Source organism: Alloacidobacterium sp. (assembly GCF_035631355.1).
In the GTDB taxonomy this organism is placed as follows: domain Bacteria; phylum Acidobacteriota; class Terriglobia; order Terriglobales; family Acidobacteriaceae; genus Alloacidobacterium.
The window spans coordinates 38,879-48,971 of sequence record NZ_DASQIX010000054.1; the positions used below are offsets into that span (position 1 = coordinate 38,879).

Annotated in this window: 12 protein-coding genes; 5 read left to right on the forward strand and 7 right to left on the reverse strand. The window is 56.6% G+C overall.

Translation table 11 applies throughout. The features are described 5' to 3' along the window. Nucleotides 1-200: 200 nt before the first annotated feature. On the reverse strand, nucleotides 201-740 hold the full coding sequence (locus VEV40_RS09625; protein ID WP_324831941.1) for a helix-turn-helix transcriptional regulator: 540 nt from the start codon (nucleotides 738-740) through the stop codon (nucleotides 201-203). A 179-nt stretch (nucleotides 741-919) separates the two neighbouring features. Between VEV40_RS09625 and VEV40_RS09630 the strand changes: the two genes are divergently transcribed. Continuing rightward, nucleotides 920-1,546 (forward strand): HD domain-containing protein, encoded by a 627-nt coding sequence (locus tag VEV40_RS09630; protein ID WP_324831943.1) that lies wholly within the window; start codon nucleotides 920-922, stop codon nucleotides 1,544-1,546. 23 nt (nucleotides 1,547-1,569) lie between these two features. Then, complete coding sequence (locus tag VEV40_RS09635) at nucleotides 1,570-2,220, forward strand: hypothetical protein (RefSeq protein WP_324831944.1); 651 nt, start codon at nucleotides 1,570-1,572, stop codon at nucleotides 2,218-2,220. Between the two features lie 87 nt (nucleotides 2,221-2,307). On the opposite strand, the gene VEV40_RS09640 is transcribed toward VEV40_RS09635, so the two are convergent. The 4 genes from VEV40_RS09640 to VEV40_RS09655 all read right to left on the reverse strand — a co-directional run bounded on the left by VEV40_RS09640 (nucleotide 2,308) and on the right by VEV40_RS09655 (nucleotide 4,295). Further along, nucleotides 2,308-2,634: a hypothetical protein gene (locus tag VEV40_RS09640; protein WP_324831945.1), complete on the reverse strand. Its 327-nt coding sequence runs from the start codon at nucleotides 2,632-2,634 to the stop codon at nucleotides 2,308-2,310. 48 nt (nucleotides 2,635-2,682) lie between these two features. Beyond that, nucleotides 2,683-3,069, reverse strand: a complete 387-nt coding sequence (locus VEV40_RS09645; RefSeq protein ID WP_324831947.1) for a hypothetical protein — start codon at nucleotides 3,067-3,069, stop codon at nucleotides 2,683-2,685. 141 nt (nucleotides 3,070-3,210) lie between these two features. Then, nucleotides 3,211-3,849: a hypothetical protein gene (locus tag VEV40_RS09650; RefSeq protein ID WP_324831949.1), complete on the reverse strand. Its 639-nt coding sequence runs from the start codon at nucleotides 3,847-3,849 to the stop codon at nucleotides 3,211-3,213. After that, nucleotides 3,846-4,295 (reverse strand): MarR family winged helix-turn-helix transcriptional regulator, encoded by a 450-nt coding sequence (locus tag VEV40_RS09655; RefSeq protein ID WP_324831950.1) that lies wholly within the window; start codon nucleotides 4,293-4,295, stop codon nucleotides 3,846-3,848. The genes VEV40_RS09650 and VEV40_RS09655 overlap by 4 nt, the downstream gene beginning before the upstream one ends. Nucleotides 4,296-4,426: 131 nt before the next feature. Here VEV40_RS09655 and VEV40_RS09660 point away from each other — a divergent pair, with 131 nt between their 5' ends. Continuing rightward, nucleotides 4,427-5,452 (forward strand): acetamidase/formamidase family protein, encoded by a 1,026-nt coding sequence (locus VEV40_RS09660; protein WP_324831952.1) that lies wholly within the window; start codon nucleotides 4,427-4,429, stop codon nucleotides 5,450-5,452. 3 nt (nucleotides 5,453-5,455) lie between these two features. On the opposite strand, the gene VEV40_RS09665 is transcribed toward VEV40_RS09660, so the two are convergent. Then, nucleotides 5,456-6,328: an ATP-binding response regulator gene (locus VEV40_RS09665; protein WP_324831953.1), complete on the reverse strand. Its 873-nt coding sequence runs from the start codon at nucleotides 6,326-6,328 to the stop codon at nucleotides 5,456-5,458. Between the two features lie 113 nt (nucleotides 6,329-6,441). Between VEV40_RS09665 and VEV40_RS09670 the strand changes: the two genes are divergently transcribed. Next, the gene (locus VEV40_RS09670) at nucleotides 6,442-8,157 is read left to right on the forward strand and encodes an acyl-CoA carboxylase subunit beta (protein WP_324831954.1); all 1,716 of its coding nucleotides are present in this window, start codon (nucleotides 6,442-6,444) and stop codon (nucleotides 8,155-8,157) included. Between the two features lie 73 nt (nucleotides 8,158-8,230). Here VEV40_RS09670 and VEV40_RS09675 read toward each other — a convergent pair whose 3' ends face one another. Beyond that, nucleotides 8,231-9,346 (reverse strand): VWA domain-containing protein, encoded by a 1,116-nt coding sequence (locus VEV40_RS09675; RefSeq protein ID WP_324831956.1) that lies wholly within the window; start codon nucleotides 9,344-9,346, stop codon nucleotides 8,231-8,233. 166 nt (nucleotides 9,347-9,512) lie between these two features. Here VEV40_RS09675 and VEV40_RS09680 point away from each other — a divergent pair. Continuing rightward, the coding region (locus VEV40_RS09680; protein WP_324831957.1) for an FAD-binding protein at nucleotides 9,513-10,093 on the forward strand (581 nt) is incomplete at its 3' end.

Consider the following 10,093-nt stretch of genomic DNA (forward strand, 5'->3'; position numbering starts at 1 on the left):
CCTGAAGCCTTGAAGCCTGAAGAAACTGTACGGGCGTCTTGAATTGCGCCCTTAATTTGTACAACGTTGATCTTGGGATCATTTCTGTTCTCACCTTACGACATCCTTGTTGGCCATGTCGCCTTACATTAGTAAGAACCCGATCCCTCCGCCGGAGTTTCCCTGCAAAATAAAGCTTGCAATTTGCGCAGGCTAAGATGTTAAGCCAGCCGCCGCCGTCCTATAGCCATGTCGCGCACCTGGTTGAGGAAAACCGACCTGTTGTACGCGTCCATATGCCGCACATAAGGCGCAATCTCTTTCAAAAACGGATCGGCCAGAATCGCGGACGCTTCTTCGAACCGGCGGCTTCGCGCATCCCGTAACAGGTCGCAGATGTCTACCTCCAGTGCTGTCGCCAGCCGCTCCAGCGAAGAAAGCGTGGGCACCGCCTTGCCGTTTTCGATCTTTGAAATATAGGTGCGCGGTACCTGCATACGTCCGGCAAGCTGCCTTTGGCTCAGTTTGCGGCCGCGCCGAATTTCCCGCACCGCGTGCGCAACGTCGAGACCGGATTCTCCGGAAGCAGCAGGCGCGCCCGTCCCCGTCACCAGTTGCGGGACGAGTGGTTCCGGTTCTTCAATTTCGAGGGGCTTGTGACAGCGTCTGCACAGGGAATTCGACGTGCGGAATTGCACCAGACTGCAGTGTTCGCAACGAAGTACCTCGCGTGCCTCAACGGTTGCCAGGGTTGTTGCCATAATCAGTTTTACGGAGGCCAGAGCTGGGCATCCTAGCTGGGAAGCGCCCGGCATTGTATGCCGGAATCTTGCCAACTCTCGTTTACCATGCAGAAAAGGTATCTTTGTTGTCAAGTGAAAACTGTGATTCGACCCCAAGAAACCCTAAACTAAAGGCACAAAAACCGAAATGAGGTGCTATGCCGAACCAGAACGGTTACTCGCGCCAGCGCGCATGGTCTCTATTGAATGAGTACACGCAATCCCCCAGCCTCTTGAAACACGCGCTTGCAGTAGAAACATGTGTCCGCGCCTATGGCGAGCACGAGGCCGACGCGCAGGGTCTCTCAGGCGAAGAGCGCGACGCTTTCATCGAACTCTATTCCGTCACCGGGCTGCTGCATGACTTCGACTACGAAAAATATCCCACGCAACAGGAGCATCCCTTCGTTGGCAACAGAATCCTCACCGAACAGGGCTGGTCCGAAGCGGTCCGGACAGCCATCCTCGGGCATGCCGAATACTCCGGCGTTCCCCGCGAAACACATCTCGCCAAAGCGCTTTTTGCCTGTGACGAACTCGCCGGGTTCCTCACCGCCTGCTCCCTCGTCAAGCCTACAAAATCCATCCACGATGTCGAAGCCGCGGGCGTGCGAAAAAAGATGAAAGACAAAGCCTTTGCCAAAGGAGTCAACCGCGACGACATCATCAAAGGCGCAGAAGAACTGGGTGTTCTCCTCGACGGGCACATCGCCTTTTGCATCGCAGCCATGCAGAAGAATGCCGAGGCGCTGGGACTGGCTGGAATCGCATCAACTTCCCCGTAACAGCCTGCACTAAAATGTCGGCCATGCGCATTGAGTTGGACCACTTCTTCGTCTGTACCGCTCCGGGCGCTCCCGAAGCAGAAGAATTGGTTCAATTCGGCTTGCGCGAGGGCCCTCCTAATCAGCATCCCGGTCAGGGAACGGCATGCCGGCGATTTTCCCTTGCCAACGCCATGATTGAATTGTTCTGGGTAAGCGACACAGGTGAGGCCCAAAACCCGCGCTCACGGTGCAGCAAGCTGTGGGAGCGCTGGTCAGGACGCGATGGAGCAGCTTCACCTTTCGGCATCTGTCTTCGCCCCATCGATCCAAGAGACGAAGAGCCGCCTTTTCCCACCTGGGAGTATCGGCCTGTCTATTTAGACGATCCGCTCTGTATGCACATTGGGGAGGCGGAAATCACGGAACCGATGTGGGTTTACATGAGCTTCATGCGACGCTCCCACCGCAAAGAGCACTTTATCGAGCACCCAATCGGAATTCGTGAGATAACTGGCTTGACACTGACGACGCCCGTGCCGCTTCTCTCTGCTGCGGCTCGCGCCGTGATGGAGAACGGAATTCTCTCAACACGAGAAGGAGAAAAACCTCTTCTCGAAATTGAATTCGACAGCCACCGCCGCAAGCAATCCAAGGACTTCAGACCACATCTGCCGCTCCTATTTCAATTCTGATCCACAAAACAGACTGGCTGGCAACTATGTAAGACAGCGGGGGGCAATGGGAACCGCGTCACCGTAAAAATCTAACTTGAGGCACTGTTACGGATGGCGGTGCAGCACATGCACGGCGATGTCCGGCCAGAACTCGCGGAATGCATTCGTGGAAGCGTCGCGCAGGATCGCATAGCCGTACTTGCTGGCAATTTCGCTCGCTGTTCGGGTCTGGCTTGGATAGTAAGAGAGAGATATTCCCTGCGCAATGCCGCGCCCAAGCAATTCAGACGCGTTCATCGTGTTATGCCCGTTGTAATCCGGAGTGACAGCCACGCGCGTTACCGCGTACCCGAAGCGCTTCAGGAACGACCCTCTGCCCATGGCGTAGTAGCGCTCGTCTTCGTGGAAGATCGTCGGCAGGATGAAGATCACCCAGTAATTGCCGTCCGTTTTATCGACGAACCCACGCCATGAATACGCTCAGAAACCTCCAACTCCCTTTCCCAGTTGCGGATGGCTGTCATTTCCTTCCGCAATCAACGGCGTCAGCCCTACAAAAACAAAAGCGGAATAGTCAAAAGAATTTTTCGTGGCAATTTTGAATGCTTCTTTCGGAGTCGGCGGAGGCGGAATGACCCCGGCGCTCACCGCCCGGTAGTTGGGCATGATGCCCAGGATCCGTTTCGGCTGCGGAGGCGGCTTCTGGCTGTCCGTCGTGGCTTCTTTCGCGGTTTTTTCATCGTTTGTCTGCGTCTGTTGAGCATCCGGAAGGCTGACAGACAAGGCTGATATGCCGGTCGGCTGCCTCAACTGAGCAAATGATGCCGAGGCCAGCACAAGAAATACCGGCAAAAGAAGTGATCGCAATCCCTGGTCTCCATTGGCCCTTTTGATTCGCTCTTATTGAGACGTATTTCCCGCCGGAAGGATTCATGAAAACGGCCACAGATGCGCTGTTCTGTGACCGTTAGCTTCATACCGGATATCAGGCATTCTCAATTTGCAGTCTCAGACTGCTGGATTGGCCAAAGGTCTTCCTGCCGGAACATCTACAGATTCGCGCCACTGCTTCGCCTGAGCAATGCAGATGATGTGAAAGATGAAAAACAGCGGCACGCCAAAAGTCGGAATCAGGCTGAGCGGCAGCACTGTCACGGGGGCCATCGCTACTGAATTATGGCCCAGAAATCCTGTCGCTACCCCCGAGCCAAGAGCCGTCACCAGGTCGGCCATGCCCAGAATCTGCCAGAAGATGAACCCGGCGCGGTGCGAGCGGCCAACCAGCTTCAAGGCGATTAGCGGCGCAGTCACTCCAATCGCAACATCGCCCCACCCCGCCGGCATGGCAAAGGCGCCGGGAAGAATTCCATATGCGTAGAGAACAAGAAAAACATATCCCGCAATTCGCCACGACTGAACCATGGTCAGGGTGCGGGGATTCAGGCCCAGCACGAAGGCCCGGAAGCTGGGTGAAACACTGAACCAGGCCATGAAAATAATGATGGGCAACAGCGCCGCCGATCCAAACGCAACCGGAGGCGCGCCTGGCGAAACCTGAAATAAATGAAGTGATGATGCCAACAGCGCAAAAATGAACCACGCGGCTATCAACCACGATGTGAGCTTGCGATACATCTCCTTATTCATGACAAATCTCCTGAAGCAACGGCGAGGTCTGCGACCTTACCGGTTAGGTGGAAAGCATCCTGCCAGAGCTTGTCTCCAAGCCGGCCGGCCATGTGGAGTTGCGCTTCCTTCCAGGTGGGCAGCGCTCGATCGAGTTGATTGCGTCCTGAAGCGGACAGCCGCAGCCGCCATTCCCGGCGGTCTTCGCCGCGCCGGCGGGAAATCCAGCCAGCCCTGCGCATATGATCCAGCGTGCGAGTAAGAGTCGTGCTGTCCAGCGCCAATATCTCGCCAAGCTTGCCCTGCGAAACTTCCCCCGTCAGCGAGAGCGCCTGCAGAATCGTGAACTGCGTCACACGCAGCCCCAGAGGACGGATCGCCGCGTCATAGCGCTGGGTCAGAGCGCGCGCCGCCCGGCGGAAGCTCGCGCATAGACAAGGAAGCGAAGGCAGTCTGGATTCATTCATAACAATTAGATGTATGTACATATATTTTCGGATACAGAATTTCTGTAGACATTCGCCGAAGCGGTAGAATGCCGCGCTCCATCGCTGCAAACAGCAGGCGGACCACGCAGACACGCATGCTAGGATGGCGCATGGAAAAGCGCCTTCTGCTGCTGTCGGCCAGCTTAGGTTTAACGCTGACTCCTGCCTGCTTCGCTAACGACTTCACTCTCAAAGCCAGCCCCGAAACTGTCGTCTGGGGATACTATTCGGCCAAAGCTAAGCCGGTGCTCACCATCCATTCCGGCGACACGGTCCGCGTCGAAACCTCCTGCGCCTGCCCGTCGCCTGAGCGTCTCGAACAACTTGGCATCAAGCCCGCGGACATTCCGCAGTTCTTCCGCGATGTGCACGAAAAGGTCACCGACAAAGGTCCCGGTGGCCACATTCTCAGCGGACCCATTGCCATCGAAGAAGCCGAGCCGGGCGATGTGTTGGAAGTCCGCATCCTGAAGACCGAACTCAATGTGCCCTACGCCGTGAACTCCTTCGGCGTGGGCCGCGGTTTTCTGCCCGACGACTTCCCTTACGGCAGGAACCGTGTCATTCCGCTCGACCGCGAAAAGATGATCGCGCACTTCGCGCCGGGCATCGACATCCCGCTGCACCCGTTTTTCGGAAGCATGGGCGTGGCCCCGCCCGAATCAGCGGGCCGCTACAACAGCGCCCCGCCATGGATGCACGCCGGCAATATGGACAACAAGGAACTCGTCGCCGGCACCACTCTCTACATCCCCGTTCACGCCAAAGGTGCGCTCTTTGAAGTGGGCGACGGCCACGCTGGGCAAGGCAACGGCGAAGTCGACATCACCGCCATGGAAACCTTTCTCACCGGAACCTTCCAGTTCATCGTGCACAAAGACCAGCATCTGCTATGGCCGCGCGCCGAAACACCCACCGCTTACATTGCCATGGGCTTCAACGAAGATCTGAAGGCTGCAACCGAGATGGCCGTCCGCAACATGATCGACTTCCTCGTAACGGAAAAGCACCTCACCCGCGACGAAGCCTACATGCTCACCAGCGTCGCCGTCGATGTAGATATTACGCAGCTGGTCGATGGCAAAGTTGGAGTGCATGCCATATGCCCGAAAGCAATTTTTACCAGTAAGGAGTAGGAGTTATTTTTCAGCAGGCGTCATATCGAGATACTTGATGAGCAGCACGTCATTTCCCTTTTCGCCATAAATCACCTCATCCAACATCTGCTTGGCAATGGACATACCGTATCCTCCGGGGCGCATCCCTTCTGCCTCGCGTTGCTTCAAGTGGCGAAAAGGATCATCAGGAGGATTGCTGGTGGCAGCATGGGGGTTCTGCTTTAGAGAAAATCCCTGGCCCGGATCCTTGATCCGGCACATGACCATGTGACGCGCCCGCGCATACGAAATCTCAACATGCTTGCTGGGATCGAAACGACCGCCATGCTCCATGGCATTGAGCAGCATCTCCCGGAACGCCAACCCAACCTTCTCCTGCTCCGATTCCGGCAAATCCGCTACTTCGTGAGCAAATTGAAAGAGCCGTTCCGCTGTGCCCAGATCGCAGCGGGCTGTCAAAACAATCCATTCCGGTGTTGCGGAAATCAATTCAATGCCGTCGTCCCATGCCGGGGCCTCGGCAGCCAGCCGCAGCATGTCACCAAGAGCCTGCTGCGTGTATGGCTTTGAGAAAAAGCTGAAGGCATGACAGCGCATTGCCGCAATCACATCTTCCGGAGTGCTTTCGTCGGTAAGAATGATGAGGCGAGTATGAGGCCACACCCGCCTCATCTTCCTGAGCAGACTGATGTCCTCGTGGGCATTAGTATGCTCTCCGGTCACTACCAGGTCGACACAGTCTTTTTGCAGAAGCGCGAGCGCTGCATCATTGTCGTGCACTCGTATTAGGGTCCATCCCGACAGAACCGTCGAGACTGTATTTGCCACAAGCACGTCCGTGCCAACCAGAAGCACTTTTCTCGGCTGCTGATTCGAGGGTAATTCAGCCATCATTCAAAGCGTCTCCAAGATGCGGAAAGTCAATCATAGCAGCCTGAAAACCGGACAGCGCTTGCTCCCACAATCAACCTGTGACAGCCTGAAAATGCTATTCTTGCCAGTTTGCTATGAGCAGCCCAGACCAAAAACTGAACAACGCCCTCGCTTCCAAACTCGACCCCAACAACCACCGCACCCGCAATAACGCGATGGGCGTAATGGCCCTCCTCGCCGGCATTCATGATCAGGAAGCGCAAATCCGTGAAGGCGGCGGCGTAAAAGCCATTCAATCGCAGCACGCCAAGAAGCGTCTCACCGCCCGCGAGCGCATCGCGCTGCTCCTCGACCCCGAAACAGAGCTCTTCGAACTGGCCCTCTTCGCCGCTTTTGACATGTATGACGAGTGGGGAGGCGCGCCATCCGCCGGAGTTGTCACTGGTCTGGGCTGCGTCGCCGGACGTCTCTGCATGATCATTGCCAACGATGCCACGGTCAAAGCGGGAGCTTTCTTCCCCATGACGGCCAAGAAAGTCATCCGTGCGCAAACCATCGCGATGGAAAACCGCATTCCCACGCTCTACCTCGTCGATTCCGCCGGGGTCTTCCTGCCCTTGCAGGAAGACGTCTTCCCCGACCAGGACGACTTCGGACGCATCTTCCGCAACAACGCCGTCATGTCCGCGATGGGCATCCCGCAAGTCACCGCTATCATGGGCATGTGTGTCGCCGGCGGAGCCTACCTCCCCGTCATGACCGACCACGTCCTCATGACGGAAGGCAGCGGCCTTTTTCTCGCCGGACCCGCTCTCGTGCAGGCCGCCATCGGACAGAAGTACTCAGCGGAAGAACTGGGCGGCGCGGCCATGCACTCTGAAATCTCCGGCACCGTCGACTTCAAAGAGCCGAACGACCATCTCTGCATCGCGCGCCTGCGCTCGCTCGTCTCGAAGTTCGGTGAAAGTAAGCAAGCTCCCTTCAGTCGCACGAAGTTCGATATCGAAAAAGACGCGCCAAAATACGCCGCCAATGATCTCTATTCCCTGCTCGACCCCGATCCCGCAAAGAGCGCGGCGAATGCTTATGACATGCACGAGCTTATCGCCCGCATCACAGACCGCAGCGAGTTTGACGAATACCGTCCCGACTACGGCCGCACCCTCATCTGCGGATATGCACGCATCGGAGGCACCGCTGTGGGCATCGTCGCCAACCAGAAAACGCCGCAGCCCCAGACCAGCCACACCGGCGAAAAGCGCGTCGAATTCGGCGGCGTCATCTACTCCGAAAGCGCCGAAAAAGCCGCGCGCTTCATCATGGACTGCAACCAGAACCTCGTCCCCCTCATCTTCCTGCACGATGTCAATGGCTTTATGGTAGGCCGCGATGCCGAATGGAGCGGTATTATCCGAGCGGGAGCCAAGATGGTCACCGCCGTCTCTAACTCAACCGTACCTAAGATCAGCGTTATTGTGGGCGGTTCATTCGGCGCGGGCAACTATGCCATGTGCGGCAAGGCCTATGACCCGCGCTTCATCTTCGCCTGGCCTACCGCCCGCTATGCCGTCATGAGCGGAGCATCCGCCGCCAACACTCTGGTCGAAATCAAAATCCGCCAGCTCGAACGCGGCAGCAAAAAACTAAGCGAGCAGGAAAAACAGGAACTCCTGGCCTCCATCAAAGCCACTTATGAAGAGCAAACCGACTGCCGTTACGCCGCTGCCCGCCTCTGGGTAGACGCTATCATTGACCCGGCAAAAACGCGCGAAGCCCTGATGCTGGCCCTCGAGGCCGCCTCACTCAACTCCGACGTTCCAAAATTCAATGTTGGGATTTTACAGACGTAATCACTACATCTCGCCACCAAAGGAAGGTCATCATCCTGAGCGGAGCGAAGGATCTGCTTTTCTCGAAGTATTACTAAGGCTGCCCATAATAAGCGGCATCCGTCCGCGCCTTCGCGCCCGGCTTGTCAATCTTCACCGTCAGCTCGTGATACTCATTCACCTTGTCTGAAGGTGCGGCGTCAAACGACATTTCGTAATAAGCTCCCGCATCGGCCACACATGAGTTGAGTTCGCTCGTCAGGTCATTGCTCGAATTCAGCACGCGTCCGCCGCTGCGCATTGCCAGCACCTGCAGCCCCAGATTGCCCGATCCAGCCTGACTCGGCTTTTTCACACCCTTCAAAAAGCTCTGGTAGTAAAACATGCCCAACATATTGCCCTCGCCCGCTCCGACCGGATCGACAGCGTACAGAGTCATGCGCGACTGACGCAGCGAGTTGCTGAAATCCGAAATCCAGTTAAAAAAAGCTTGCTGCGCCTTCGCGTCAAATTGCACATTAGGATTTTCGAGCAGCGGCCATCCAGGGCTGATCCAGATCACCATCTTCCTGCCCGGCTTCGGGCCCTCATAAGCGATTAGCTTATCCAGAGCATTCAAGGATTTTTCCAGCCGTTCCTCCGCGCCATAAAAGCCTGCCGACCTGCCAATAATCCGTAGCGAGGAGTTGGTTGAACTCAGGAGGTCAGCCATCTTGTTTCCGTCACGTGAAGGTTGTGGTTGCATGTCCGTATTCGTGTCGCTAAACACGACCAGTGTCATCGGATAAGCAAGTTGCCCATTGTTCTGACGCAGGAACCTGTCAATCTCCTGCCTCTCATACGCCACCCGCGAAAAGCCCGTGTTCACCAGATCGATCAGCAGGATCACTTCCACCGGAGGGTCAGCCGTTGGTCCTTGCAACGCAGCAAATGATGCCATCTTCTGCGGCTGGTTATTGTCCAGAATCGTGAAATCCTGCTGCTGCAGCCCGGGCATGGACCGACCTGCTGAGTCCGTTGCCACTACATCGAGATTGATATGACGCTCTGCCTGCATCGCCTTCTCTACAGTTTCTGGCGTGCGCGGCACAAGCTTCTTCCCGTCTGAATCGGCGGCTGCCTGCGCTGCGGCCGGCTGCGTTGAGAAATGCTGCAAAGGAAAAACCAGAAAACAAATCAGAACCACGCGAACCCGCAACAACTTGCTCATTAGGCCCCCATTGACACGTCCGCTACATTGGACGCACGACCTGGGCGGCAAAGACCCATCGTGGCACGAAAATGGGTACCCTTCCTCGTGCAGCGAGAGGTGAGCGACTACAAACCTCACCCCATCTCGCCATAATCCCAGACCCCGTGATACAACGTTGCCCAACATGAACAAGCGCGACTTCCTCAAGACTTCCGGCATACTACTCAGTGGAGCCACCTTGTTCCGACTCGTTTCCGCTGAACAAAGCCAACCTGCAGTCCCGCGCACCAACTGGTCCGGCAATCTCACCTATTCGACAAACCGGCTATTTTCGCCAACTTCAGTCGAAGAAGTCCAGAAGGTAGTCAAAGGCTGCGACAAGCTCCGTGCTCTCGGCGCTCGCCATTCCTTCAACGCTATCGCCGACAGCAACGCGAACCAAGTCTCGCTCGAACATCTCGACGAGATGACCATTGATGATAAGGCGCATACCGTCACCGTAGGCGCAGGCGTTCGCTACGGCAAGCTCGCTCCTTACCTCGACTCCCACGGCTATGCGCTTCACAACCTCGCCTCGCTTCCGCACATCACCGTCGTTGGCGCATGCTCAACCGGTACTCACGGATCGGGTATTCACAACGGAAACCTGAGCACCGCCGTCTCCACCATTGAATTCGTCACCGCCGACGGGAATCTGGCCACGCTTTCGCGCGCCAAAGACGGCGACACTTTCAACGGCGCAGTCGTCGCGCTGGGAGCGGTCGG

Coding starts and splice junctions, on each gene's coding strand:
- VEV40_RS09625 (WP_324831941.1), bottom strand. CDS start 740: ATGGCAACAACCCTGGCAACCGTTGAGGCACGCGAGGTACTTCGTTGC.
- VEV40_RS09630 (WP_324831943.1), top strand. CDS start 920: ATGCCGAACCAGAACGGTTACTCGCGCCAGCGCGCATGGTCTCTATTG.
- VEV40_RS09635 (WP_324831944.1), top strand. CDS start 1,570: ATGCGCATTGAGTTGGACCACTTCTTCGTCTGTACCGCTCCGGGCGCT.
- VEV40_RS09650 (WP_324831949.1), bottom strand. CDS start 3,849: ATGAATAAGGAGATGTATCGCAAGCTCACATCGTGGTTGATAGCCGCG.
- VEV40_RS09655 (WP_324831950.1), bottom strand. CDS start 4,295: ATGAATGAATCCAGACTGCCTTCGCTTCCTTGTCTATGCGCGAGCTTC.
- VEV40_RS09660 (WP_324831952.1), top strand. CDS start 4,427: ATGGAAAAGCGCCTTCTGCTGCTGTCGGCCAGCTTAGGTTTAACGCTG.
- VEV40_RS09665 (WP_324831953.1), bottom strand. CDS start 6,328: ATGATGGCTGAATTACCCTCGAATCAGCAGCCGAGAAAAGTGCTTCTG.
- VEV40_RS09670 (WP_324831954.1), top strand. CDS start 6,442: ATGAGCAGCCCAGACCAAAAACTGAACAACGCCCTCGCTTCCAAACTC.
- VEV40_RS09675 (WP_324831956.1), bottom strand. CDS start 9,346: ATGAGCAAGTTGTTGCGGGTTCGCGTGGTTCTGATTTGTTTTCTGGTT.